The following is a 25716-nucleotide window of genomic DNA, read 5'->3' as shown; positions in this document are numbered from 1 at the left end:
ACGGCCTCATCCAAACCCGATCGGTTCTACGCCGGGTTGGGGATATCGATAAATGTCACGTCAAAACCGTGTTGTGCCGTAAGCCACTCACCTAATGAACGAATACCAGCACGCTCAGTAGCATGATGTCCGGCAGCGTAGAAATGTAGCCCCATTTCACGAGCGGTATGAATCGTTTTTTCCGACACCTCACCGGTGATGAACGCATCAACGCCGAAGTCCGCCGCCTGATCGATAAAACCTTGCCCGCCCCCCGTACACCAGGCAATACGCCGGATCTGTGCCGGTGCATTGTCACCACAGTGCAACACCGGCCGCTCCAGTACCCTTTCCAGGGTGTGGCGCAACGCGTCACCGCTACAAGGCTGAGCGACTTCGCCATACGGCAACAGCGGCTCAATCTCCCCCAGAACGCGAATATCCAGCATCGCCGCCAGTTGGGCGTTATTACCGATTTGCGGGTGGGCATCCAACGGCAGGTGGTAACCATACAAATTAAGATCATTCGCCAGCAAGGTTTTCAGACGCTGACGTTTCATGCCGCGTACCACCGCCGGTTCGTTACGCCAGAAATAGCCGTGATGGACCAGCACCGCATCGGCTTGCTGCGCGACTGCCGCATCCAGCAAAGCCTGACATGCCGTCACACCGGTCACGATACGCTGCACATCACTGCGCCCTTCTACCTGTAATCCATTAGGGCCGTAATCCTGAAACGCAGCCACATTCAGAAAACCGTTAATCAGGCTTTCCAGTTCTGTATTACGCATAGCTCTTGTGCTCCTTAATGCTGTGGTGGCGATGATGCCGCTTCCTGTTTGGCAGCTTCGAATGCCGCCAGCGTGCGCGTGCGCGCCTGTTTATGATCGACAATTGGGGCCGGATAATCGATACGCCGATGCTGGCGGGCAGCCCAGTCATGAGGCTGATGTACCGCCTTACCCGGAATCTGCGCCAGTTCGGGTATCCAATGTCGAATGAACTCACCGTCCGGGTCGAAGCGCTCACCCTGAGTGGTCGGATTGAAAATACGGAAATAAGGCGCAGCGTCGGTACCGGTGGAGGCAGCCCACTGCCAGCCGCCATTATTGGCTGCTAAATCGCCGTCCAATAGGCGGCTCATGAAATAACGCTCACCTTCGCGCCAGTCGATCAGGAGATCTTTCACCAGAAAACTGGCGCAGATCATGCGAAGCCGGTTATGCATCCAGCCGGTCTGGTTTAACTGACGCATCGCCGCATCAACAATGGGATACCCCGTTTCCCCGCGCTGCCACGCGGCCAGTTCATCCGGGGCGTTGCGCCAGGCTACGCGCCGCGTCCAGCCAATAAACGGCTGGTGCCGACACAACGATGGGCTAAACACCAACAGGTGGCGGTAAAACTCACGCCATACCAGCTCGTTGAACCAGGTAAACGCACCGCTTTCCGGCCGGGCCAACCAGTCCGGGTGTTCCATTCTTAACCGGTTGAAACACTGGCGTGGCGACAGCACCCCCAGCGCCAGATAGGGCGATAGCTTGCTGGTGGCAGGTCGCGCAGGCAGGTCACGCAACTCATGGTAGAACGCCACCTGCTCGCGGCAAAACTGACGCAGACGCTGCACAGCCGCCGCTTCACCAACCGGGAAATCGGCATGCACCTCCGCTTGCGGATAGTCGAACGGTGCCAGCGGCACCAGCGTAACATCCCCCTGCTGGCGGGCAGCTGGCGCAGGTAACGAGCTGACATCCTGCTGTTGCAGGCGTTTGATAAAGGCTGCGCGGAATGGCGTAAACACCTTGTACATCTCGCCAGACCCAGTCACCACGCTACCCGGTGGCAATAACAGGCTGTCATCAAATTCCCGACACACGGTCACCCCCGCTAAAGCCTGGGTCAGTTGCCCATCACGCTGGCATTCATTCCATTCATACTGACGGTTGTAAAATAGCTGCGTGACCTGACGCTCGCGGCAAAAACCAGCCAGCCAGCGCACACCGGTGGCAAAATCATCACATTGCTGGTAGTGCAGCGGAATGCCTTTCTCCTGTAGTGCCTGTTGCAGACAGCGTAAATTACCCAGCAAAAATGCAGCCTGACAGGGTGCCATATCATGGCTGGCCCACTGTTGCGGCGTGGCGATAAACACGGCTTCTACCCACGCGTCGGGATCCTGGCAGGCGGCGTGTAACGCCAGATTATCGGTAAGGCGTAAATCGTGGCGAAACCAAACCAAATGTGTGGTCATGAACCATCCTTAACGTCGTACTACTTAAAACGAAGACCTGATTAAAACGAAGACCTGACTTAAGGCCTGTCCCTGTTGGGATTATTAGCACAGCGAATAAACCGGAGCGTACACGGAGTACGTGAGGATTTCGAGCGCTGCTCAATACCCACGTGGCAAGAGAAATAGCCCTAATGGGACAGGCACTTAGTGGCCATAGCGTAACCGCAGTGCTTCCGGGTAAGGATCAAAATAGCGCTGCTGCGACAGCCAGGCATCCGGGTATTCTGTCATGTAATGACGTAACAAGGTAAGCGGTGCCAGTAAGGGTTGGACGCCCTGACGATAGCGCTCAATCAACTGCGCTAACTCCTGCCGCTGCCCGGCGGTCAATTGACGGCGAAAATACCCCTGCACGTGCATTAACACGTTGGTGTGATTACGGCGAGAAGCGGGATGAGACAATAGCGTCATTAATCGCAACCGGTACTGTGCCGCGAACGCATCCAGAGAATCCCACTGGTCGATTGCGGCGACAAACGGCCCCAGTTCGCGGTACGCCGGTTGCGAATGCGCCAGCAACAACAATTTATAACGACTGTGGAAGCTCATGAGTGCGCTACGGCTCAACCCGCTTTGCCATAACTGATTGAATTCGTGGAGCGCATAAACCCGGGTAATGAAATTCTCACGCAGCATCGGATCGTGCAGGCGTCCATCTTCTTCCACCGGCAGCCAGGGCAACGTGTGTTGTAATTGGCGGGTAAACAACCCCACCCCGCTTTTACGGGCGTTATTCTGAGCAGGTTCATACACCTTGACCCGCTCCATGCCGCAACTGGGGGATTTGGCGCAAACAATATAACCACACAGATGCGCCAGTTCCGCTGTTCTGGCAGCGGAAAACGCGGCCATCTTTTCCGTCGCATCCAGCCCGGAGCCATTGCTGGCTAGCAACCGAATGTCACCTGCATCCGACTTCACCAGCCGCAACGCCGGGCGCGGTACCGGCAAGCCTATCGCCATCTCCGGACATGTCGGTTCAAAATGGAAATAAGGCGCTAACTGTTCAACGGCAAAAGCCAGCCTCTTGTGCCCACCATCAAAACGTACCGGATTGCCCAGCAGGCACGCACTAATACCAACGGAAATCAGATCGGCAGTCATGGTATCTATCCCCTTGATTAAAAGAGAGTGCTATTGCCATAGCATAGCAGAGCGCGAGAAAGCGCTGCACAGAGAAGTGGTCAGAAAACTAGCAAAAGAGACAGAGGGGAAAAGCGGATGGACAGAAAGGCGCAACGGTCGCCGAAGCGTCCCGTTACATCAGGTCAATCAGTAAAAATACCCGGCGGCGTGTTCCGACTGCTCCAGCCACACCGGCTTGTCGCTGGTCTTAAGCCACACACGGTGCAAATAGCTATAAAAACGCGCACGGCCAGGCCAGAACAGCATAACCGGCAGCGCCAGCGTACCTGCCAACACAACGCCGATGCGGCGCAGCACAACCCGATACCAAGGATACACAACATAAGACATCATAATCACGCCTCCCTACCACACCCTAACCTGGTTAAATTCTACACTCATCGGACCAGATAACAACACCAGAAATGACTATTTTTTCATACCCATCAATAAGTTAAATTTAGGTTAACTTTTTAACCACTGCGTTACACCCTGATCTCTCATCTCGCCATCGTGTCAGAGCGACATGGCTGGCTAACCACCGCCTCACCACTCCCCTGGCAGTAGCCTAACTGACGCATCTTTCACCATTTTTATACTTTTTTTACGCCCCCTCCTTGGAAATTTGCACCTTCTTTTTCTCATCCTGCGTAGCCTGACTATCGCGGAAAGTCGCCTTTCCCTCGGCTGTCGGTAACCGGCACGATACCACCGCCGGGCAAGACAACACCCGAATCATTGTGAGTCAACACCGTTGGAGGCAATTGTGAATATTGGCTTGGTGGCAAGCGGTATGCTGGTAGTACTGCTGCTGGTTTATCTTTTTTATGCATTGCTTAACGCGGAGGAATTCTGATGCCCAGCGATGCTTTTTTACTCATCGTCAGCCTGTTCGCATTATTGCTGGTGCTGGCGCAGCCGCTCGGCCAGTTTATGGCCCGGCTGGTGGAAGGAGAAACCGGCGTATTACGCCATTACGAACTGAGCGTAGCTCGGCTCTGTGGCTTTTCAACCCGTGAAATGGGCTGGCAGCACTATGCGCTCGCCATTCTGGTATTCAATCTGTTGGGTGTCGTGCTGCTGTTTCTGATACTCCTGTATCAGGATCATTTGCCGCTGAACCCACAGCAGATGCCGGGGATGTCCTGGCATCTGGCGCTCAACACCGCAATCAGTTTTGTCACGAACACTGACTGGCAGGCTTACAGCGGGGAAAGTGCTCTGAGTTATTTCAGCCAGATGGTCGGGCTGACAGTGCAGAACTTTTTGTCCGCTGCGACCGGCATCGCTGTCGCATTCGTACTGATGCGCGCCTTCGCACGCCGCACCACCCACGAATTGGGCAACGCCTGGTTGGATCTGCTACGCATCAATCTGTATCTGCTGCTGCCGATTTCGCTGTTGCTCAGCCTGTTCTTCATCAGCCAGGGAAGCATTCAAAACTTCCTACCTTACCAGCACATCACCACGCTGGAAGGGGCATCACAGGTGCTGCCGATGGGGCCATTGGCCTCACAGGAAGCGATAAAAATGCTGGGCACCAACGGCGGCGGCTTTTTTGGCGCCAACTCGGCCCACCCGTTTGAAAACCCGAATGCGCTGACCAACTTCGTGCAGATGCTGTCCATTCTGCTGATCCCAGCAGCGCTGTGCTTTGCCTTTGGTCGGGTGGTCAACGACCGACGCCAGGGTCATACCCTGTTGTGGGCGATGTCACTGATGCTGATCGTCGCGACGGTCGTTGTGATGTATGCCGAAGTGAGTGGTAACCCGCATCTGTTATCGCTGGGTGCAGACAGCGCGCAAAACATGGAAGGTAAGGAATCGCGCTTCGGTGTACTGACATCAGCCTTTTTCGCCGCCATTACCACCGCCACGTCTTGTGGTGCGGTTAACGCCATGCACGATTCATTTACCGCGCTGGGTGGCCTGATCCCGATGTGGTTGATGCAGATTGGCGAAGTGATCTTCGGCGGCGTTGGTTCCGGTTTTTACGGCATGCTGGTGTTCGTCTTGCTGACTGTCTTTATCGCCGGACTGATGATCGGCCGCACCCCGGAATACCTGGGTAAGAAAATCGAGGCATGGGAAATGAAAATGGCGGCGTTGGCTATTCTCATCACCCCAGCGCTGGTGTTACTGGGTACGGCACTGGCACTCAGTACCGAAGCCGGTCGCGCCGGTATTCTGAACCCCGGAGCACACGGTTTTAGCGAGGTGCTGTACGCCTACTCATCTGCTGCCAACAACAACGGCAGCGCGTTTGGTGGTCTCACCGTCAACACCCCGTTTTACAACGTGACGCTGGGCATCGCCATGCTGATAGGCCGTTTCTCATCGCTGATTCCGGTACTGGCTATCGCCGGTTCACTGGTGGCGAAAAAACGCCAACCGGAAACCCAAGGGTCATTATCCACCCGTGGTCCGCTGTTTATCGGCCTGCTCATCGCCATCATTTTACTGATTAGCGCGTTGAACTTTATCCCTGCCCTGGCACTGGGTCCCGTTGCCGAGCAGTTACAGTCAAGTCTGGTTCACTGAGCCGGAGAAAGAAGATGATTCGTAAACAGCAAACGCTTTTTGATTCCGCTCTGTTGCGTAACGCGCTGGTGGATTCAGTAAAAAAACTCGACCCACGCATCCAGTGGCGCAACCCAGTGATGTTCGTGGTGTATATCGGCAGCCTGCTGACAACCGGTATCTGGCTGGCCATCGCCAGAGGTCATACCGATGGCAGTGCCGGTTTCACCGGTGCTGTCGCACTGTGGTTGTGGGTAACGGTCTTGTTCGCCAATTTCGCCGAAGCGCTGGCGGAAGGCCGCAGCAAGGCACAGGCTGAAGCCCTGAAAGGGGTGAAGAAAACCAGTTGGGCCAACAAGCTGACCACCCCGCATCACGATGCGGCCACCCAGCAGGTACCGGCTGATAGCTTGCGTAAAGGTGACATCGTACTGGTGTCCGCCGGTGAGATGATCCCCTGCGACGGTGAAGTGCTGGAAGGGGGTGCCTCGGTGGATGAAAGCGCCATCACCGGTGAATCCGCACCGGTGATCCGCGAATCCGGTGGCGATTTCGCTTCGGTCACCGGCGGTACTCGCGTACTGTCCGATTGGCTGGTGATCCAATGCACCGTCAACCCCGGCGAAACCTTTATCGACCGCATGATCGCCATGGTGGAAAACGCCAAACGTCGTAAAACGCCGAACGAAGTCGCACTGACTATTTTGCTGGTGGAACTGACCATCATCTTCCTGCTGGTCGTTGCGACGTTATCGCCGTTTTCCTGGTTTAGCGTGCTGGCTAACAACAGCGGTTCGGTCATCAGTATCACCGTTCTGGTGGCGCTACTGGTGTGTCTGATCCCTACCACTATCGGTGGATTGCTGTCGGCCATCGGTATCGCCGGTATGAGCCGTATGCTCGGTGCCAACGTCATCGCCACCAGTGGTCGTGCTGTCGAGGCCGCTGGCGATATCGATGTGCTGCTGCTGGACAAAACCGGCACCATCACGCTCGGCAATCGTCAGGCCTCAGCGTTTCTGCCTGCACCGGGGGTCAGTGAACAATCGCTGGCCGATGCGGCGCAACTGGCGTCACTGGCGGATGAAACGCCGGAAGGTCGCAGCATCGTGGTGCTGGCAAAACAACGCTTTGGCCTGCGTGAACGTGCGTTACAGGATTTGGACGCCACCTTCGTGCCGTTCTCAGCACAAACACGCATGAGTGGTGTCAATATCCAGGGCCGCACTATCCGCAAAGGCGCGGTGGATGCGCTGCGTCGCTACATTGAAGCCAATCAGGGGCAATTCCCGGCAGAAGTGGACGACGCTGTCGCCAGCGTTGCACGACAAGGCAGCACCCCGTTAGTGGTGGCGGAAGGCAAACGCGTGTTGGGCGTCGTGGCGCTGAAAGATATCGTCAAAGGCGGGATCAAGGAACGCTTCGCTGAACTGCGCAGCATGGGGATCAAAACCGTCATGATCACCGGCGATAACCCGCTGACTGCCGCCGCCATCGCCGCCGAGGCAGGCGTAGACGACTTCCTGTCGGAAGCCACGCCGGAAGCTAAGCTGGCGCTGATTCGTCAGTATCAGGCGGAAGGTCGCATGGTCGCCATGACCGGTGACGGCACCAACGACGCCCCGGCGCTGGCGCAAGCCGATGTGGCGGTAGCCATGAACTCTGGTACTCAGGCGGCTAAAGAAGCGGGCAACATGGTGGATCTGGACTCCAACCCCACCAAGCTTATCGAGGTGGTGCATATCGGCAAACAGATGCTGATGACCCGAGGGTCACTCACCACCTTTAGTATCGCCAACGATGTGGCCAAGTATTTCGCCATCATCCCGGCGGCGTTCGCGGCAACCTATCCGCAGTTGAACGCGCTTAACGTTATGCACCTGCACTCACCTGCTTCGGCGATGTTGTCTGCGGTGATCTTCAACGCACTGGTTATCGTGTTCCTGATCCCGCTGGCGCTGAAAGGGATTAGCTACAAACCCATGAGTGCAGCGGCATTGCTGAGCCGTAATCTGTGGATTTACGGGCTGGGCGGACTGCTGGTGCCGTTCATCGGCATCAAGCTGATAGACCTGATCCTGACCGTCACCGGACTGGCGTAACCAAAGGTAATCATCATGAATTATATTCGTTCTTCTCTGGTGTTATTGCTGCTGATGACTCTGGTAACCGGCGTGGGTTATCCCTTGCTGGCGACAGCGCTGGGGCAATTGCTGTTCCCGGCGCAAGCCAATGGCTCCCTGCTCTACCAACAGGGCAAGCCGATCGGTTCGTCACTGATAGGCCAGGTATTCAGCCGTGACGGGTACTTCCAGGGTCGCCCATCCGCGACCTCGGACAGCGCCTACAACACAATGGCGTCTGGTGGCAGCAATCTGGCGGTCAGTAACCCGGCGCTGGACAAAACCATCAGCCAGAATGTAGCGGCATGGCACCAGCGTCATGGTGATAACGATGCCGTACCGGTCGATCTGGTCACAGCATCGGCCAGCGGCCTTGATCCGCACATTTCGGTACAGGCGGCACATTATCAGGCCGGACTGGTCGCCAAAGCACGGGGCTTGTCGCAGGATCAGGTGGATCAATTAATCAATAGCCATACCTACACGCCAATGCCCGCATTTATCGGCGCACCGGTGGTGAATGTCGTAGAATTGAACATGGCGTTGGATAAGCTTAAACCGCTTCCCTGATTAAAGCACCGCGGTGTCGACAGAACAGACCCGATTGATGAGGAACAGAAATGACCGACGAGGAACAACGTCGACCCGACCCGGATAGCCTCTTAAGCCAGATTGAGGAACAGCCGCGCGGTAAACTCAAAATCTTCTTCGGCGCTTGTGCAGGCGTAGGTAAAACCTACGCCATGCTACAGGAAGCGCAGCGTCTGAAAGCACAGGGGCTGGACGTACTGGTCGGGGTGGTGGAAACCCACGGGCGCAGCGAAACCGCTGCGCTAGTGGAAGGCCTGCCCTCCCTGCCGATGAAGAAGATCAGCCACTACGGTCGCCATCATCATGAGTTTGATCTGGATGGGGCGCTGGCGCGTTGCCCGGCGATCATCCTGATCGACGAACTGGCGCACAGCAATATTCGCGGTTCTCGTCACCCCAAACGCTGGCAAGACGTTCAGGAACTGTTGGATGCCGGCATCGACGTCTTCACCACCGTCAACGTGCAGCATCTGGAAAGTCTCAATGACATCGTCGGCGGTGTCACCGGTATCCGGGTACGGGAAACCGTCCCCGACCCGATTTTTGACGACGCTAACGAAGTGGTGTTGGTAGACCTACCCCCCGACGACTTACGCCAGCGTCTTAATGAAGGCAAAGTTTACCTGCCGATGCAGGCAGAACGTGCCATCGAAAATTTCTTTCGCAAAGGCAACCTACTCGCCTTACGTGAACTTGCACTGCGGCGCATGGCTGACCGGGTGGACGACGAGATGCGCGCGATGCGCGCCAGTCAGGGCCGTGAGCGGGTCTGGCATACCCGTGATGCTATCTTGCTGTGTATCGGGCGCGGTGTAGGCAACGAAAAACTGGTGCGCACCGCCGCCCGTCTGGCTGCCCGCCTGGGCAGCATCTGGCATGCGGTGTATGTTGAAACCCCCGGCTTGCATCGTCTGCCGGAAGGCGAGCGGCGGGCCATCCTGCGTGCCCTGAAGCTGGCGCAAGATTTGGGGGCGGAAACCGCCACCCTGTCTGACCCCTCGGTAGAACGGGCGGTATTGCGTTACGCCCGCGATCATAATCTCGGCAAAATCGTCATTGGGCGTCATACCGAGCAGAAACTCGGCTGGTGGCGTCGTACCCGCTTTGCCGAGAAGCTCGGCAAGTTAGGGCCGGACCTCGATCTGGTGGTGGTATCAGTGCAGGACGACCCCACGCCACCACCGCCCAAAGCCCCCGATAGTCGCGGCATTACTGACAAATGGCGACTACAGCTCTATGGCTGCGGTGTGGCGATGCTGCTGTGCGCGCTGATCACGCTGCTGGCACTGTGGTCGCCCTTCTCAATGCTGGAACCGGTCAATCTGGTGATGCTCTACCTGCTGGCCGTGGTGCTCATCGCGCTGTTTTATGGCCGCTGGCCATCCGTCTTCGCTGCCGTCATCAACGTCGCCAGTTTTGATCTGTTTTTCGTGGTGCCGAAAGGTACCTTCGCTGTCGCCGACGCACAGTATCTGGTCACGTTTGCGGTAATGCTGACTATCGGTATTCTGGTGGGGAATCTGACCGCCGGAGTGCGTTATCAAGCCCGTGTCGCCCGCTACCGCGAACAGCGGGTACGGCATCTGTACGAAATGTCCAAAGCACTCAACCGCAGCCTGTCGGTGGAGGATATCGCCAAAGCCAGCCACCATTTTCTGCGCTCCACGTTTCAGGCCAAGATAGCTATCTTGCTGGCTGAGCCATTGTCTGCCCCCACGGCGGAGTTACAGCAGGTTGCGCTTGATGAACCCGAGCAACTGATCGTCGATAAAGCCATTGCCCGCTGGAGTTACGATCATGCCGCGCCTGCTGGTGCCGGTACCGCCACACTGCCGGGCGTGCCTTACCAGTTGCTGCCACTGACCACGCCGCAGCTGACGTTTGGCGTCATTGCCGTCGAGCCCGCCAACGCGCGTCAGTTAATGATCCCGGAACAGCAGCGCATGCTGGAAACCTTTACGGTGCTGATCACTAACGCACTGGAACGGCTGCATTTAGTCAACAGCACGGAAAATGCTCGTCTGGACGCTGAACGCGAGCAACTGCGCAACTCACTGCTGGCCGCGCTGTCCCACGATTTACGCACTCCGCTGACGGTACTGTTCGGTCAGGCTGAAATCCTGACGCTCGACCTGGCCTCTGAAGGTTCGCCCTATGCGCCACAAGCCAGCCAAATACGCCAGCACATTCTCAGTACTACTCGTCTGGTCAACAACTTGCTGGATATGGCACGCATCCAGTCTGATGGCTTTAATTTGCGTAAAGAGTGGCAAACGCTGGAAGAGTTAACCGGAAGCGCATTACGGCAGTTGGAAAACTCGCTGGCAAGCAATACTATTCATTTACGGCTGCCGCAGGACATGATACTGGTGTACTGCGACGCCAGCCTGATCGAGCGGGTGCTGATCAATCTGCTGGAAAACGCCATCAAATACGCAGGTGAGCAGGCGACCATTACGATTTCTGCCAGCAGCATCTCCTCGTCAGCATCTGGCGATGTGCTGGAAGTGCAGATTCAGGATAACGGCCCAGGTATCCCCATCGGTCAGGAAAAAATCATTTTCGACAAGTTTGCCCGTGGGCACAAAGAGTCTTCGATTCCCGGTGTTGGGCTGGGACTGGCGATTTGCCGGGCGATTGTCGAAATTCACGGCGGGAAAATCTGGGCCACCAACGCCGACGAAGGCGGCGCAGTGTTCCATTTTACCCTGCCGTTGGGTGCGCCACCGGCGCTCGAACCTGAAGAGATGGAGTCTTGACCCTGTTACAGACCAACATACTGATCGTAGAAGATGAAAAAGAGATCCGGCGTTTTGTCCGCAACGCGCTGGAAGGTGAAGGCTGTCGCGTGTTTGAAGCCGAAACGCTGCAACGGGGGTTGATAGAAGCCGCGACGCGTAAACCGGATCTCATTATTCTTGATCTGGGTCTGCCCGACGGCGACGGCATTGATTATATCCGGGATCTGCGGCAGTGGAGCGCCATCCCGGTTATCGTGTTGTCAGCCCGCACCGACGAACAGGACAAAATCGCCGCACTGGATGCCGGTGCCGAGGACTATCTCACTAAGCCCTTTGGCATTGGCGAACTGCTGGCACGTTCACGGGTCGCGTTACGCCGCTTTAGTACTCCCCAGCAGGAAACCCCGCTGATTACCTTTTCCAATGTCACCGTGGATTTGCTCAACCGCCAGGTTACCCGCAATCAGCAGGAACTACACCTGACGCCTATCGAATTCCGGCTGCTATCCACGCTGCTCGCCAGCCCCGGCAAAGTGCTGACACAGCGCCAACTGCTCAATCAGGTTTGGGGCCCTAATGCCGTAGAACACAGCCATTACCTGCGCATCTATATGGGGCATTTACGCCAAAAACTGGAAGATGACCCGGCACGCCCACGACACTTTCTGACTGAAACCGCCATCGGCTATCGGTTTATGCCCTAACTGGCACCTTTTAATGATTCGTGACGCTGGTGCCCTGCCCGCGTCAGGCGTAGCGTCCTGATTTTTCGCCACAAGACGCTAACCAATAGAGAGAAGATAAGTGATGAGTAGCTGGTTACTTTACGCTTTACTGTCGGCGCTATGCGCTGCACTGGTGGCGCTGTTCGGTAAAATCGGCCTGCAACAGCTGGATGCCAATACGGCCACCGCCATTCGCGCCGTGATTATGGCGTTGTTTTTGGTCGGCGTGGTAGTGGTGCAAGGCAAATCCTCACTCTTCGGCACCGTACTGGCCAACCATAAAGCGATGTTGTTTATCGTGCTGAGTGGTGTGGCAGGGGCGCTGTCCTGGCTGTTTTATTTTATGGCACTGAAAAGCGGTAGCGTCGCGCAGGTCGCACCCATCGACAAACTTAGCGTGGTATTTGCCGTCATTCTGGCTGTGCTGCTACTGGGTGAAAAAATATCGCTGCTGGCGGGGGTGGGGGTCGCACTCATTTCTGTAGGCGCGTTGCTGGTAGCATTGGCATAGGTGGAGCAACTGTCATAAAAAAGGCGCTGTTTACACAGCGCCCTGATTAAAATCGATGACGCATTACTTCGCGTTGCTCAGCACCGCGCTAACGATTTCCACCGCTTCTTTCTCGATTTTTTCACGGTGTTCAGCACCGAGGAAACTTTCGCAATAAATCTTGTAGGCTTCTTCCGTGCCAGATGGACGAGCGGCAAACCAGCCGTTATCAGTCATCACTTTCAGGCCACCAATCGATGCACCATTACCGGGCGCAGCAGTCAGACGGGCCGTGATCGGGTCGCCTGCCAGCGTACTGGCGGATACCATTTCCGGCGATAGCTTCGACAAAGCCGCTTTCTGGGCATGGGTTGCCGATGCCTGCAAACGGTTGTAGCTCGGCGCACCAAAACGTGCCGCCAATTCATCGTAATGCTGCTGTGGGTTCTTACCGGTTACCGCGGTGATTTCCGCAGCCAGCAGGCACAGAATGATACCGTCTTTATCCGTCGACCAGGGTGTGCCGTCAAAACGAAGGAACGAGGCACCAGCACTCTCTTCACCGCCGAAGCCCAGCGTCCCATCAAACAAACCATCCACAAACCATTTGAAGCCGACCGGCACTTCCACCAGTTTACGGCCCAGATCAGCCACTACACGGTCGATCATCGCACTGGATACCAGTGTTTTACCTACCGCGACCGACTCACTCCACTGCGGACGATGGCGGAACAGATAGTTGATAGCGACCGCCAGATAGTGGTTCGGATTCATCAACCCAGCCGGGGTGACAATGCCATGGCGGTCATAATCCGGGTCGTTGGCGAAGGCCAGATCGAACTTATCGCGCAGCGACAGCAGGCCAGACATCGCCGAAACCGATGAGCAGTCCATACGGATAACACCATCGTGATCCAGCGTCATAAACCGGAACGTCTGGTCGATGGCATCGTTCACCAGCGTCAGATCCAGTTGGTAGCGCTCGGCGATGCGCTGCCAGTAAGCAATGCCGGAACCACCGAGCGGATCCACGCCAAGTTTCAGACCCGCACGCTGGATAGCGGCCATGTCCACAACCTCACCCAGCGACTCGACATACGCCTCGACCAGATCGCGTTCGTACAGGTGGCCGCTCTGGCGTGCGCGGTCCAGCGACTGGCGCTTCACCTCACGTAAGCCATCCGCCAACAGTGCGTTAGCACGTTTTTCAATCACGCTGGTGAGATTGGTATCCGCTGGGCCACCATTAGGCGGGTTGTATTTAATACCACCGTCTTCCGGCGGGTTATGCGATGGGGTAATCACAATACCGTCCGCCAGTGCGCCACCCTGACGGTTGTGCACCAGAATCGCGTTCGACACCGCCGGTGTCGGAGTAAAGCCGTTATCCTGCTGGATAATGACGTCGACACCGTTGGCGGTCAGCACTTCCAGTACGGAAATGAACGCCGGTTCGGACAACGCGTGGGTGTCTTTGCCTACATAGCATGGCCCTGTGATGCCCTGACGGCTACGCTCTTCAGCAATCGCCTGAGCAATCGCCAGAATATGGGCTTCATTGAAACTGTGGCGAGCGGCACTGCCGCGGTGGCCTGAAGTACCGAATTTAACCGACTGAGCCGGATTGCTCGCATCCGGGCTCAACACATAATACTGGGACGTCAACTGTGCGACATTAATCAGGTCGCTTTGCCGGGTAGGTTGTCCGGCTCTCGGGTGATTAGCCATTGGCGTTTCTTCCTGACGCAGTGATTTAAATGGTGCCGCAAACTTTCTCTGTCAGCTCCGGCGGGAACTGCATCGCCAGCATGATGTCCTCGACCATGCTACGTTTACGACCGGTATTGGTATTAGTGATAACCCAGTAAGGCGTGCCTTCAATGGGGCGAGGTTTAGTCTGGGTGCCATGCAGCAACAAGGTCTGCTCGTCAGCCGCAAAATAAACGCGGGTACGACCGTGCGACGACTCGGTGGCCGCCGCAAATTCTTCTGGCGATAAGCGATACAGGGTAGACAGCACCATCAGGAAACGATTGACCGCCCTACTCTGCTCGGCGTATTCGTCCGACAACAGTAACTCGCGCACGGTTCTTACCCGGTCACGCGGCGGCTGTACAGCAGCAGGCTGGGTGATTGTCGACTCTGCTGCCGGTGGTACCGCCACCGCCGCTGGCTGCGCGCCACTGAATTTCAGCATGCGCCGTAAAATATCTGATGCACTCTCGCCGATATGCTGAGTGTGGCTGGCGATATAACGGTAAAGCTCGTCGTCGACCTCAATAGTTTTCATCTTTATCCAGTACTGTTTTATGTCTTTAATTAATCATCGGGAATTATACAGGCTATGCGCAACCCACGAACAGCAGCAGACAGCGCTGAGAACATATTCAGGATTATCCTGAACGTACCGCGCACATCCTGCACATGAACGCGGCTTTCCGCCTGCTGCCCCGGTTGACGCTGCCTGAGAGAGTTTACCCTGCGGCGAAGCGACATGGTAAAGTCATGATACCCTAAGCCACTGTCTCTCTGAATGAACTTCACCATGAAATTGAATTATCGCTGGCAAAACGCACAATCCCCGCAAAATCAATTACCCGTTGTCCTCATTCATGGGCTATTCGGTAATCTGGATAACCTCGGCGTACTGGCACGCGATCTGCAAAAACATCACGACACCGTGCAAGTTGATCTGCGCAATCATGGGTTGTCGCCTCGCTCGTCAGAGATGACGTATCCGGCCATGGCACAGGATGTGTGTGAACTGATTGACGAGCTGGGTCTGGAGCGTGTCATCCTGATAGGCCATTCGATGGGTGGCAAAGTGTCAATGGCTCTAACCGAACGGCTTGCCGCACGCATCGACGGCATCGTGGCAATTGATATTGCGCCGGTCGATTATCAGGTTCGTCGCCATGACAAGGTGTTTGCCGCCATTCGTGCCGTCAGTGACGCGGGTGCGACACAGCGCTCGCAGGCAGCGGAAATCATGCGGCCTCATCTGTCCGGTGAAGAAGGCGTGGTGCAATTTTTACTGAAGTCATTTCAGCAAGGAGAGTGGCGTTTTAACGTGCCGGTATTGTGGGATCAGTACGAGCATATTGTCGGCTGGAAAGAGGTATCCCCTTGGGCGGGCCCCATTCTGTTTATCCGTGGCAGTGAGTCACCTTATCTCGATGATCGCTATCGCGACGATCTGGTGCGCCAGTTTCCTGCCGCGAAAGCCCATGTGGTGAGTGGTGCAGGCCACTGGGTACACGCGGAAAAACCCGACGCCGTACTGCGCGCCATCCACCGTTTTTTGGCCTCGAATTAAGACACAAAGGGAAGATAATCCACCCGGCAGGCAAAGGGGTTGTCTTATCGCCTGATTTAATTAAGCCTTAATTGAGTCTTAGCCCCAGTAAACGTTGTCGCCACCGCAACGGCTGGGGTATTATGGCGCGCTCAGTATGAGGGATGGCTGTATGGCCACTTGCATCGTTAACCACATTTCATCAAAACGCGGCCTGAGTTGCTAAAAGCACCAGATAATCCCGGCGGTGAGCCTCCGAGATCAAACGCGGCGTTTTGGCCGAATTTCTTGCAGTACCATTAGTTATGGCAAAAGAACAAACGGATCGCACCACGCTGGATCTGTTCGCGAATGAGCGTCGGCCAGGGCGGCCGAAAACCAATCCGCTCTCGCGAGACGAACAGTTACGGATCAACAAGCGCAACCAGTTGCGGCGTGACAAAGTGCGGGGTCTTCGCCGTGTCGAGCTGAAAATTAACAGTGAAGCGGTAGAGATTCTCAATGCGCTGGCTGAACAAAAAAACATCAGCCGAAGTGAACTGATAGAACAGATGCTGCTGGCACAGTTGGCAGAACAACAAGACTAATTCAACAACACGACTACAATACAACACAACTACATAGTGCTGGCGTCATCCATGACGCCTGACGTCCTCAATACATCAGAACGTTTCCCAATTATCACTGCCTTTCTTCGCTGAAGTCGCAGCAGGCAATGCTTTGGCGGCTGGGGCCGCCACGGCTTTAACCGGTGCCTGACGATCGCGTCTTGGTGGCAGACCGGACGCCTGTTCTTCGGACAAACGGAATACCGACACTGCTTCGGTCAGCACCATCGCCTGTTCTTCCAGTGAGCGGGTCGCGGCAGAGGCCTCCTGCACCAGCGCGGCGTTCTGCTGAGTCACACCATCCATTTCCGTGATCGCCTGACCGGCCTGAGCGATACCTTTACTCTGCTCATCCGATGCGGTGGCGATTTCCGACATAATATCGGTCACATTGGTTACCGCTTTCACAATCTCGCTCATGGTACTGCCTGCGTCAGCCACCAACGAGGAACCGTTATCCACGCAACGAACCGACTCGGCAATCAGATTTTCAATCTCTTTGGCCGCCTGCGCACTGCGTTGCGCCAGACTTCTTACCTCACCAGCCACCACCGCGAATCCACGCCCCTGCTCACCAGCGCGAGCCGCCTCAACCGCTGCGTTCAACGCCAGAATGTTGGTCTGGAAAGCGATGCCATTAATCACACTGGTAATTTCAGCGATTTTCTTCGAACTACCGGAGATTTCCGCCATGGTTTTCACAACATTGTCGACCAGTGCACCACCTTTACTGGCCGTGGTCGAAGCCTGATGAGCCAGTTGGCTGGCGTGGCTGGCATTTTCCGCGTTCTGTTTCACAGTCGACGTCAGTTGTTCCATACTGGCCGCACTTTCTTCTAACGCCGCTGCCTGCGACTCGGTCCGGGCCGCCAGGTCGTTGTTGCCGGATGCGATTTCCGACACGCCCTGATAAATGGAATCCGCACTGCTTCGAATGGTACTCACGGTGTTCGCCAGGCTGGTTTGCATATCGCGCAACAGCGGGAACAGTTTACCTACGCAGTTGTTACCAAAATCCAGAATCGGTTTGCCAAGACGACCAGCCGCAATCACCTGAAAATGTTCACGCAGATCGTTAAGTGGGCGGGTCAAACAAGCGACCAGATAGCGATCGGTCATAAACAGCATCAACAAACCAGCCACCAACCCTGCCAACAAAATATTCTGTCCGACAGCAGTAATACTTTCCAACCGGTCGCCTGCATCGACAAACATCGTTGACCCGGCTTTGTTGAAGTTGGTGAACGAGACATTGAACTGGCGACTGAAGGCGGGCACGATGTCTTTGGCATACTTGTCGTATTCATCGAACTTTTTGTCCACCGCACGCTGGTACATCGGCTCAACCCCCTGGGTAATCAGGTTGCTCCAGTCACGTATTACCGCGTCCACCAGCTCCGGCGACATGCCGACATGATCAATCTTTTTGAAAGCTTCAAGGTTAGATTTCAGTAGATCCAGCGCAGCCTGTGATGATTTTTGCTGTTCATCTGCTTTCTGATCATCACCACTCTGCCGATAATCAATCGCACGTGCCAGTCGGGTTACCATACGGAAATACTGGTCGTTACCGGTATTAACCAAATTCATATTATTAACCAGCAAAGCACTGGTTTTAGATGTTTCATTCATGGTTTTGAACGAATACATGGTGTAGAGCGAGACCGCAATCCATAACACACAGAAGATGCCGAGCACCCATAACATGGCGGTGCGAATGGCAATATTTTTTAGGAATTGCATAATTGACTCCATAAACGAGCTATTGATCGAGGAGGTAAGGCTTGTTTTGACTTATGTAATGAGAAAGTCTCTCGTTTTGTAAGAAACATTGCTGCACATTTACATTCAATAAAGCACCATGTTCCGTCATCGTCAAAACTATAAGAATATTTAGTCTTTTCTGTTTTTTTAAAAACTAATAAAAATTAGATATTTAACCAATTACCCATATTTTCAGTTATCTGTGAGAATATCGTATTTAAAAAAATTAAAAAACATTAAGAAGGCGATTAAAAAAGAATCAACTAATTGTTTTTACAGCACGGCTGCAGGTAGCCACAGATACACGTTTATCCGCCAGACAGTGTCTGCTATTATTAGCGGATAGTGGGTGACGTAAGCACCATACCCTTAGGAATCAAGAGGTTATTTAATCTATGGCTCTCATAGGCATTTTTTTTGGCAGTGATACTGGTAATACCGAAAATATTGCTAAAACTATCCAGCAACAACTGGGCAGCGACGTCGCCGAACTGCACGACATTGCCAAAAGCAGCAAAGAGGATCTGGAGCGCTTTGACATCCTGCTGCTGGGTATCCCGACCTGGTACTACGGCGAAGCACAATGTGACTGGGATGATTTCTTCCCAACCCTGGAAGAGATTGATTTTTCTGGAAAACTAGTAGCCATCTTTGGTTGCGGTGATCAGGAAGACTACGCAGAGTACTTCTGTGACGCCATGGGCACCATTCGCGACATCATCGAACCGCGGGGTGCAAACATCGTTGGCCACTGGCCGACCGAAGGTTACTACTTCGAAGCCTCAAAAGGCCTGGCGGATGACGATCACTTTATCGGTCTGGCTATTGATGAAGATCGCCAGCCAGAGCTGACCGGCGAACGCGTCTCCACCTGGGTCAAGCAAATCAGTGAAGAACTGAATTTGAAAGCCTTACTGGCCTGATTCATCCGTGGCCCTGATGCACCGCTGGTGCCAATGTAGTCGGGGCCATATCTATACCGATAGGTAAATATCAATAGGTAAATCGATGGCTAAATCGATAATGAGAGCCATAGATAGATAAAACCTATCGCAATTAGTGATACATTTTTTTAACTTTTCATCCTGACAAGGTACAATGTCATTCGCTCAGCCGGATTATGTTTAATGATAAATCCTGGCATACAATTTGTTCCTTATCGATAACTACTCTGAATACAGTACGTTAACCTGAACCATATTGTAAAAGTTCCGTAGTTTTCATTTCGATGGTGCGGTTCTATAATTGAGACACATGACCTTTTTTACGCCGACCGATGATACTAGGCTAATAGCCTCCCAGATAAAGCACGTAACAGGACTAAATCCGCATGACTGACAACAACACCGCATTAAAGAAGGCCGGCCTGAAAGTCACACTTCCACGACTGAAAATTCTGGAAGTCCTTCAGGATCCTCAATGCCACCACGTCAGCGCGGAAGACTTATACAAGAAGCTGATTGATATGGGGGAAGAGATTGGTTTGGCCACTGTCTACCGTGTGCTCAACCAGTTTGACGATGCTGGCATTGTCACCCGCCACAACTTCGAAGGTGGCAAATCCGTTTTCGAACTCACCCAGCAACACCACCATGATCATTTGATCTGTCTGGATTGCGGTCGGGTGATTGAATTCAGCGATGAGTCTATCGAAGCGCGCCAGCGTGAAATTTCCGAGAAGCATGGCATCAAGCTCACCAACCACAGTTTGTATCTGTATGGCCATTGCAGTAGCGGCGACTGCCGTGAAGACGACAGCGCCCACGACGAACGTTGATTGAGCCTTCTCTTTAATTCTGAGCAAAAATAAAACCGCCGAGGCGGTTTTATTTTTATCTTAACGTCCCAGCAGGCAGCGATTAACCCGCCCAGCTATCACGCAATCCCACCGTCCGGTTGAAGACCAGATGGTCAGGACGGGAATAAACGCGATCCGCGCAAAAATACCCTTCACGCTCAAACTGATAGGCTTTTTCGACCTCAGCATTACCCAAACTGGCTTCGACAAAGCCCTGAGCAATACTCAGTGAGTCAGGATTGATGGTGGAGAGAAAATCCTCTGCTCCGCCAGGGTTAGCTATGCTGAACAGGCGATCATACAGACGGAACTGTGCTGGCAACGCGTGAGCAGCAGAGACCCAGTGGATCACGCCTTTCACTTTACGGCCGTCGGCCGGATCCTTGCTCAGGGTTTCCGTATCACAGCTGCAGTAAATCGTGGTGATCACACCCTGCTCGTCTTTATCAATGCGTTCAGCTTTAATGACATACGCATTACGCAGACGGACTTCTTTGCCTAACACCAGACGTTTGTACTGCTTATTAGCTTCTTCACGAAAATCAGCGCGATCAATGTACACTTCGCGACTGAAAGCAACCTGTCGTGTTCCCATTTCCGGTTTATTCGGATGGTTGGGCATGCTCAGCCACTCTTCATGACCTTCAGGCAGGTTCTCAATCACCACTTTCACCGGATCCAGCACCGCCATTGCACGTGGTGCATTCTCGTTGAGATCATCACGTATGCACGACTCGAGTGCGGCCATTTCCACTGTGTTATCCTGCTTGGTCACGCCAATGCGGCGGCAGAACTCACGAATAGAAGCGGCGGTATAACCACGGCGGCGTAAACCAGAGATGGTCGGCATACGCGGATCGTTCCAGCCTTCGACGATCTTCTCACTCACCAGTTGGTTCAGCTTCCGCTTGGACATGACCGCATATTCCAGGTTCAGGCGGGAAAACTCGTACTGGCGCGGGTGAGCAGGAATGCTGATGTTATCCAGCACCCAGTCATACAGGCGACGGTTATCCTGAAATTCCAGCGTACACAGCGAATGTGTAATACCTTCCAGCGCATCGGAAATGCAGTGGGTGAAGTCGTACATCGGGTAGATGCACCACTTATTGCCGGTCTGATGATGCTCGGCGAATTTGATGCGATACAGCACCGGGTCGCGCATCACGATAAATGGCGATGCCATGTCGATTTTAGCACGCAGGCAAGCAGCACCTTCGGCGAAACCACCGTTGCGCATTTTTTCAAACAGCGCCATGTTCTCTTCAACGCTGCGATCGCGGTACGGGCTATTTTTGCCCGGAGAGGTCAGCGTGCCGCGATATTCGCGAATCTGTTCCGGCGTCAGCTCATCGACATACGCCAACCCTTTATTGATCAGTTCAACGGCATACATGTGCAACTGATCAAAATAATCCGACGAATAGCGAACATTGCCGCTCCAGGAAAAACCCAGCCACTGAACGTCATGTTTGATGGATTCAACGTACTCGATATCTTCTTTTACCGGGTTGGTATCATCAAAGCGCAGGTTGCACTTGCCGTGGTAATCTTCAGCGATACCGAAGTTCAGGCAGATGGATTTAGCGTGGCCGATATGAAGATAGCCGTTCGGCTCTGGAGGAAAACGCGTCTGAATACTGTCGTGTTTACCGGTAGCCAGATCTTCATCAATGATCTGACGAATAAAGTTGGTTGGGCGGGCTTCAGCCTCACTCATGCTTGGTTCCTCAAATGCGAAAAAACAACCCTTAACCACTAATGATCCAACAAGCCACGCCGGGAAACAACCGTTTGTTTCATGAAAATTCAAGATAAAAAAACGGAGCGTGCTTGCAGGCGCGCTCCGTTTATCGATATCAGACGGCGATAATGACGCCAGCCGAATTATTCCTGTGAAACCTCACGCAAGGCAGAGGCGATATTCTCCGCCTGGGTGCCAACCACAATCTGCACGCTTTGCTTATTGAGACGAATCACACCCGCAGCCCCTAACTGACGTGCCGCCGATTCATCCACCAGGCTCGAATCCTTCACGCTCAGGCGCAAACGAGTAATACAAGCGTCGATGCCGGTCAGATTGTCTTTACCGCCGATAGCCTGCAAATACCCTTTCGCTACCGATTGGGCATTGCCCGCAGGAGCGGTTGCCCCCTCCGTTGAAGGCTGTGTCGCAACGGCTTCACGTCCCGGCGTCATCAGGTTAAAGCGGGTGATAGTAAAGCGGAACACCACATAATAAATGACGAAGAACACCGCCCCCTGAAGCAGCAACATATACCAATGTGTCGCCAGTGGGTTGCGCGTAGAAAGCACCAAGTCCACCAAACCGGCACTGAAACCAAAACCGGCAATCCAGTGCATGCTGGCCGCGATGAATACGGAAATCCCTGTCAACACCGCGTGCAGTACATACAGCACCGGCGCGACAAACATGAAGGAGAATTCCAGTGGTTCAGTAATACCGGTGAAGAAGGCTGCAAACGCCGCCGCCACCATAATCCCCGCTACACGGCTGCGGTTTTCAGGACGCGCACAGTGATAAATCGCCAGTGCCGCACCCGGCAAACCAAACATCATGATCGGGAAGAAACCGGCCTGATAACGCCCGGTAATGCCCGGGATCGCTTTGCCAGCATCAATCGCCTGCTGCCCGCTCAGGAAATTGGGGATATCGTTAATACCCGCCACATCAAACCAGAACACTGAATTCAGTGCATGATGCAACCCGACTGGAATCAACAGGCGGTTAAAGAAGGCATAAATACCGGCCCCCACCGACCCCATTTGCTGGATATGTTCGCCAAAGGAAACCAGTGCGTTATAAATCACCGGCCAGACGTACATCAGCACAAACGCCACCACAATCATCAGCACTGATACCAGAATCGGCACCAGTCGGCGACCGTTGAAGAAAGAGAGCGCTTTAGGCAATTCAACCTGGCTGTAGCGGTTATACAACTCGGCAGAAATCACGCCGACCAGGATACCGATGAATTGGTTTTCAATCTTGCTGAATGCCTTGGGTACCTCTGCCAGCGGGATATGCTGAATCATTGATACCGCCGCAGGCGAGCACAGCGTAGTCAACACCAGATAACCGACAAACCCGGACAGCGCCGCCGCGCCGTCTTTATCCTTAGACATACCGTAGGCGACACCGACAGCAAACAATACCGCCATATGCTCGATAATCGCCGCGCCAGACTTGATCAACAATGCTGCCAGCGCGCTTTCGCTCCCCCAGCCAACCGGGTCTATCCAGTACCCTACCCCCATCAGGATGGCGGCTGCAGGTAATGTAGCGACCGGCACCATCAACGCACGGCCTACTTTTTGTAAATAACCGAGTGTACTCACCTTCCCCTCTCTTTCCCTTACGGGCAATAAAATTGTCTGTCAGCCTTGTTACCAAATCACCCGCCAGCCATGTGGGCCTGACCAGAGTGCCAAAAAAATAATTCGCCACGCAAATTAATAACCGTGATTATGTGACAATAATCACCACAAACGCACATATAAAAAGTTTATGGCGTCGCATTAACACAACTTATTTCAAGACTAAAAAAAACACGCTACACTAGCCCCAGATAAACACCGAAACATAGCATCGGCATATTACCTGACAGCCACTCTATCCGGCTGCGACTACCCGATGATAGCTAACCGATTGCCAGAGGAGAGCACCATGAGACTGATTCCACTAACGACCCCCGCAGAGGTTGGCAAATGGGCCGCCCGCTATATTGTCGAGCGCATCAATGCTTTCAACCCAACGGCAGAACGCCCGTTCGTGCTCGGTCTGCCAACCGGCAGCTCGCCGCTGGAAGCCTACAAAGCGCTGATTGCGCTTTACAAAGCAGGCCAGGTCAGCTTTAAGCATGTTGTTACTTTCAACATGGATGAATACGTCGGACTACCGGCGGACCACCCGGAAAGCTACCGCACCTTTATGTACCAGAATTTTTTCAATCACGTTGATATTCCGGAAGGAAACATTAACCTGTTGAATGGCAACGCGGAAGATATCGCGGCTGAGTGTCAGCGTTATGAAGAAAAAATCAAGTCTTACGGCAAGATTCATCTGTTCATGGGCGGCGTCGGCAACGATGGTCATATCGCTTTTAACGAACCGGCGTCTTCTCTGGTATCCCGTACCCGTATCAAAACGCTGACGGAAGAGACCCGTATCGCCAATTCCCGTTTCTTCGACGGCGACGTCAGCCAGGTGCCTAAATATGCCCTGACAGTCGGCGTGGGTACGCTGCTGGATGCAGAAGAAGTGATGATTCTGGTTAGCGGCCGTCATAAGGCACAGGCGCTTCAGGCAGCGGTAGAAGGCAACGTGAATCACATGTGGACCATCAGTTGCCTGCAATTACACGCTAAAGCGCTGATGGTGTGTGATGAGCCTTCCACCATGGAATTAAAAGTGAAGACCGTGAAATATTTCCGCGAGCTGGAAGCTGAAAATATCAAAAATCTGTAATCGGTGAGCCAGGAGCTTAGAGATGTTCGCTTTAATCAATGGTCGTATTTTTACCGGCCACCAGATCCTTGACGGTTATGCCGTCGTCGTCGCCGATGGATTGATCGAGGCGGTATGCCCGGCACATGAGCTGTCTGACACCCTGCCCCGGCGTGATCTTGCCGGTGCGCTACTGGCCCCTGGCTTTATCGACCTGCAATTGAATGGCTGCGGCGGCGTCCAGTTCAATGATGCGCTGAGCAGCCTTTGCGTCCAAACACTGGAAACCATGCAGAAGGCCAACGAAAAATCCGGCTGCACCAGTTTCTTACCGACGCTTATCACCTCTTCTGATGAATTCATGCGCCACAGCATCGGCGTAATGCGTGCCTGGCTTGCTCAGCACCGTCATCAGGCGCTGGGGTTGCATCTGGAAGGCCCGTGGCTTAACCCGATAAAAAAAGGCACCCATGACGCCAGTTTTATCCGCCAGCCGGACAATGAGCTGGTGGCTTATCTGTGTGACAATGCCGATGTGATTAGCAAGGTCACGCTGGCGCCGGAAATGGTGCCAGGCAACGTGATAAGGCAATTGAGCGATGCAGGCATCGTCGTATCCGCCGGGCATTCTCATGCCACCTGGGAACAAGCTAAACAGGGTTTTGCCGCCGGTATCCGCTTTGCTACCCACCTGTTTAACGCCATGCCCCCCGTTACCGGCCGGGAACCTGGTCTGGTCGGTGCCGTCTACGACGCCCCGGAAGTCTATTGCGGCATTATTGCCGACGGTCATCATGTCAGTTGGGCGACTATCCGCAACAGCAAACGCATCAAGGGCGACAAACTGGTGCTGGTCACCGACGCAACGGCACCTGCGGGTTCCACTATCGACCAGTTCACATTTGCCGGTAAAACCATATACTACCGCGACGGCATCTGTGTGGATGAGAACGGCACCCTGAGCGGTTCGGCTCTCACCATGATCGACGCCGTGCGCAATTGCGTAGAACACGCGGGTATCGCTCTGGATGAGGCGTTGAGAATGGCGACGCTCTATCCGGCAAGAGCCATCGGCGAAGCAAGCCGACTGGGAAGCATTGAAACAGGAAAAGTGGCAAACCTGACGGCGTTTACCCGCGATTTTGACATCCTCAGTACGTTTGTGAATGGTGAAGAAGTCTTTCGCAAATCGTAAG

General features: G+C 54.2%; 22 protein-coding genes. 13 read left to right on the top strand and 9 right to left on the bottom strand.

The window, feature by feature from the left end; all coding sequences use genetic code 11:
* Nucleotides 1-26 precede the first annotated feature (26 nt).
* The 4 genes from DZE2538_RS05685 to DZE2538_RS05670 all read right to left on the bottom strand — a co-directional run bounded on the left by DZE2538_RS05685 (nt 27) and on the right by DZE2538_RS05670 (nt 3751).
* Nucleotides 27-770, bottom strand: coding sequence for a type 2 GTP cyclohydrolase I (locus tag DZE2538_RS05685; protein ID WP_038915803.1), 744 nt, complete (start codon nt 768-770; stop codon nt 27-29).
* Nucleotides 771-784: 14 nt separating this feature from the next.
* The gene (gene phrB, locus DZE2538_RS05680; protein WP_038915802.1) at nt 785-2230 is read right to left on the bottom strand and encodes a deoxyribodipyrimidine photo-lyase; all 1446 of its coding nucleotides are present in this window, start codon (nt 2228-2230) and stop codon (nt 785-787) included.
* A 186-nt stretch (nt 2231-2416) separates the two neighbouring features.
* Entirely contained in the window at nt 2417-3376 is a 960-nt protein-coding gene (locus DZE2538_RS05675; protein ID WP_019845422.1) for a YbgA family protein, read from the bottom strand.
* 168 nt (nt 3377-3544) lie between these two features.
* Nucleotides 3545-3751 (bottom strand): YbfA family protein, encoded by a 207-nt coding sequence (locus DZE2538_RS05670; RefSeq protein WP_012883896.1) that lies wholly within the window; start codon nt 3749-3751, stop codon nt 3545-3547.
* Nucleotides 3752-4163: 412 nt separating this feature from the next.
* On the opposite strand from DZE2538_RS05670, the gene kdpF reads away from it, so the two are divergent.
* The 7 genes from kdpF (at nt 4164) to DZE2538_RS05635 (ending at nt 12608) form a co-directional block, all read left to right on the top strand.
* A complete protein-coding gene (gene kdpF, locus DZE2538_RS05665; RefSeq protein ID WP_019845421.1) occupies nt 4164-4253 on the top strand; it encodes a K(+)-transporting ATPase subunit F in 90 nt (29 codons plus the stop codon).
* A complete protein-coding gene (gene kdpA, locus DZE2538_RS05660; protein ID WP_038915800.1) occupies nt 4253-5938 on the top strand; it encodes a potassium-transporting ATPase subunit KdpA in 1686 nt (561 codons plus the stop codon). Before kdpF ends, kdpA begins: the two co-directional genes overlap by 1 nt.
* Nucleotides 5939-5952: 14 nt before the next feature.
* The gene (gene kdpB / locus DZE2538_RS05655) at nt 5953-8019 is read left to right on the top strand and encodes a potassium-transporting ATPase subunit KdpB (protein WP_038915799.1); all 2067 of its coding nucleotides are present in this window, start codon (nt 5953-5955) and stop codon (nt 8017-8019) included.
* Between the two features lie 15 nt (nt 8020-8034).
* Nucleotides 8035-8610 (top strand): potassium-transporting ATPase subunit KdpC, encoded by a 576-nt coding sequence (kdpC, locus tag DZE2538_RS05650; RefSeq protein ID WP_023639235.1) that lies wholly within the window; start codon nt 8035-8037, stop codon nt 8608-8610.
* A gap of 50 nt (nt 8611-8660) precedes the next feature.
* The gene (kdpD, locus tag DZE2538_RS05645) at nt 8661-11390 is read left to right on the top strand and encodes a two-component system sensor histidine kinase KdpD (RefSeq protein ID WP_038915798.1); all 2730 of its coding nucleotides are present in this window, start codon (nt 8661-8663) and stop codon (nt 11388-11390) included.
* Nucleotides 11387-12076, top strand: a complete 690-nt coding sequence (gene kdpE / locus DZE2538_RS05640) for a two-component system response regulator KdpE (protein ID WP_019845416.1) — start codon at nt 11387-11389, stop codon at nt 12074-12076. Before kdpD ends, kdpE begins: the two co-directional genes overlap by 4 nt.
* Before the next feature lie 103 nt (nt 12077-12179).
* Nucleotides 12180-12608, top strand: a complete 429-nt coding sequence (locus tag DZE2538_RS05635) for an EamA family transporter (RefSeq protein ID WP_019845415.1) — start codon at nt 12180-12182, stop codon at nt 12606-12608.
* Nucleotides 12609-12671: 63 nt separating this feature from the next.
* On the opposite strand, the gene pgm is transcribed toward DZE2538_RS05635, so the two are convergent.
* Together pgm and seqA are read right to left on the bottom strand one after the other, a co-directional pair.
* Entirely contained in the window at nt 12672-14315 is a 1644-nt protein-coding gene (gene pgm, locus DZE2538_RS05630) for a phosphoglucomutase (alpha-D-glucose-1,6-bisphosphate-dependent) (protein WP_038915797.1), read from the bottom strand.
* 25 nt (nt 14316-14340) lie between these two features.
* Nucleotides 14341-14877 carry a replication initiation negative regulator SeqA gene (gene seqA, locus DZE2538_RS05625; RefSeq protein WP_023639231.1) on the bottom strand — a complete coding sequence of 179 codons (537 nt, stop codon included), beginning with the start codon at nt 14875-14877 and terminating at the stop codon, nt 14341-14343.
* A 255-nt stretch (nt 14878-15132) separates the two neighbouring features.
* On the opposite strand from seqA, the gene ybfF reads away from it, so the two are divergent.
* Together ybfF and ybfE are read left to right on the top strand one after the other, a co-directional pair.
* Complete coding sequence (gene ybfF / locus DZE2538_RS05620; protein ID WP_038915796.1) at nt 15133-15903, top strand: esterase; 771 nt, start codon at nt 15133-15135, stop codon at nt 15901-15903.
* A gap of 284 nt (nt 15904-16187) precedes the next feature.
* Nucleotides 16188-16469: a LexA regulated protein gene (gene ybfE, locus DZE2538_RS05615; protein WP_012883886.1), complete on the top strand. Its 282-nt coding sequence runs from the start codon at nt 16188-16190 to the stop codon at nt 16467-16469.
* Between the two features lie 75 nt (nt 16470-16544).
* On the opposite strand, the gene DZE2538_RS05610 is transcribed toward ybfE, so the two are convergent.
* Nucleotides 16545-18233: a methyl-accepting chemotaxis protein gene (locus DZE2538_RS05610; RefSeq protein ID WP_038915795.1), complete on the bottom strand. Its 1689-nt coding sequence runs from the start codon at nt 18231-18233 to the stop codon at nt 16545-16547.
* Between the two features lie 416 nt (nt 18234-18649).
* Here DZE2538_RS05610 and fldA point away from each other — a divergent pair, with 416 nt between their 5' ends.
* Both fldA and fur read left to right on the top strand, forming a co-directional pair.
* A complete protein-coding gene (fldA, locus tag DZE2538_RS05605) occupies nt 18650-19177 on the top strand; it encodes a flavodoxin FldA (protein WP_019844546.1) in 528 nt (175 codons plus the stop codon).
* Between the two features lie 407 nt (nt 19178-19584).
* Nucleotides 19585-20031, top strand: a complete 447-nt coding sequence (gene fur / locus DZE2538_RS05600) for a ferric iron uptake transcriptional regulator (protein WP_019844547.1) — start codon at nt 19585-19587, stop codon at nt 20029-20031.
* Nucleotides 20032-20113: 82 nt separating this feature from the next.
* Here fur and glnS read toward each other — a convergent pair whose 3' ends face one another.
* Nucleotides 20114-21772 (bottom strand): glutamine--tRNA ligase, encoded by a 1659-nt coding sequence (gene glnS / locus DZE2538_RS05595; protein ID WP_038913442.1) that lies wholly within the window; start codon nt 21770-21772, stop codon nt 20114-20116.
* A 167-nt stretch (nt 21773-21939) separates the two neighbouring features.
* Nucleotides 21940-23412 carry an N-acetylglucosamine-specific PTS transporter subunit IIBC gene (gene nagE, locus DZE2538_RS05590; RefSeq protein ID WP_023639228.1) on the bottom strand — a complete coding sequence of 491 codons (1473 nt, stop codon included), beginning with the start codon at nt 23410-23412 and terminating at the stop codon, nt 21940-21942.
* Nucleotides 23413-23740: 328 nt separating this feature from the next.
* Here nagE and nagB point away from each other — a divergent pair, with 328 nt between their 5' ends.
* Both nagB and nagA read left to right on the top strand, forming a co-directional pair.
* Entirely contained in the window at nt 23741-24541 is an 801-nt protein-coding gene (nagB, locus tag DZE2538_RS05585; RefSeq protein ID WP_012883881.1) for a glucosamine-6-phosphate deaminase, read from the top strand.
* A gap of 22 nt (nt 24542-24563) precedes the next feature.
* Nucleotides 24564-25715: an N-acetylglucosamine-6-phosphate deacetylase gene (gene nagA / locus DZE2538_RS05580; protein WP_038915794.1), complete on the top strand. Its 1152-nt coding sequence runs from the start codon at nt 24564-24566 to the stop codon at nt 25713-25715.
* Nucleotide 25716 lies beyond the last annotated feature (1 nt).

The organism is Dickeya zeae NCPPB 2538 (assembly GCF_000406165.1).
Lineage (GTDB): Bacteria > Pseudomonadota > Gammaproteobacteria > Enterobacterales > Enterobacteriaceae > Dickeya > Dickeya zeae.
This window is presented reverse-complemented; position numbering and strand designations above follow the sequence as displayed.

Excerpts from the sequence above, each read along its gene's own strand:
- DZE2538_RS05685 (WP_038915803.1), bottom strand. The coding sequence starts at position 770 with ATGCGTAATACAGAACTGGAAAGCCTGATTAACGGTTTTCTGAATGTG.
- phrB (WP_038915802.1), bottom strand. The coding sequence starts at position 2,230 with ATGACCACACATTTGGTTTGGTTTCGCCACGATTTACGCCTTACCGAT.
- DZE2538_RS05675 (WP_019845422.1), bottom strand. The coding sequence starts at position 3,376 with ATGACTGCCGATCTGATTTCCGTTGGTATTAGTGCGTGCCTGCTGGGC.
- DZE2538_RS05670 (WP_012883896.1), bottom strand. The coding sequence starts at position 3,751 with ATGATGTCTTATGTTGTGTATCCTTGGTATCGGGTTGTGCTGCGCCGC.
- kdpA (WP_038915800.1), top strand. The coding sequence starts at position 4,253 with ATGCCCAGCGATGCTTTTTTACTCATCGTCAGCCTGTTCGCATTATTG.
- kdpB (WP_038915799.1), top strand. The coding sequence starts at position 5,953 with ATGATTCGTAAACAGCAAACGCTTTTTGATTCCGCTCTGTTGCGTAAC.
- kdpC (WP_023639235.1), top strand. The coding sequence starts at position 8,035 with ATGAATTATATTCGTTCTTCTCTGGTGTTATTGCTGCTGATGACTCTG.
- kdpD (WP_038915798.1), top strand. The coding sequence starts at position 8,661 with ATGACCGACGAGGAACAACGTCGACCCGACCCGGATAGCCTCTTAAGC.
- DZE2538_RS05635 (WP_019845415.1), top strand. The coding sequence starts at position 12,180 with ATGAGTAGCTGGTTACTTTACGCTTTACTGTCGGCGCTATGCGCTGCA.
- pgm (WP_038915797.1), bottom strand. The coding sequence starts at position 14,315 with ATGGCTAATCACCCGAGAGCCGGACAACCTACCCGGCAAAGCGACCTG.
- seqA (WP_023639231.1), bottom strand. The coding sequence starts at position 14,877 with ATGAAAACTATTGAGGTCGACGACGAGCTTTACCGTTATATCGCCAGC.
- ybfF (WP_038915796.1), top strand. The coding sequence starts at position 15,133 with ATGAAATTGAATTATCGCTGGCAAAACGCACAATCCCCGCAAAATCAA.
- ybfE (WP_012883886.1), top strand. The coding sequence starts at position 16,188 with ATGGCAAAAGAACAAACGGATCGCACCACGCTGGATCTGTTCGCGAAT.
- DZE2538_RS05610 (WP_038915795.1), bottom strand. The coding sequence starts at position 18,233 with ATGCAATTCCTAAAAAATATTGCCATTCGCACCGCCATGTTATGGGTG.
- fldA (WP_019844546.1), top strand. The coding sequence starts at position 18,650 with ATGGCTCTCATAGGCATTTTTTTTGGCAGTGATACTGGTAATACCGAA.
- fur (WP_019844547.1), top strand. The coding sequence starts at position 19,585 with ATGACTGACAACAACACCGCATTAAAGAAGGCCGGCCTGAAAGTCACA.
- glnS (WP_038913442.1), bottom strand. The coding sequence starts at position 21,772 with ATGAGTGAGGCTGAAGCCCGCCCAACCAACTTTATTCGTCAGATCATT.
- nagB (WP_012883881.1), top strand. The coding sequence starts at position 23,741 with ATGAGACTGATTCCACTAACGACCCCCGCAGAGGTTGGCAAATGGGCC.
- nagA (WP_038915794.1), top strand. The coding sequence starts at position 24,564 with ATGTTCGCTTTAATCAATGGTCGTATTTTTACCGGCCACCAGATCCTT.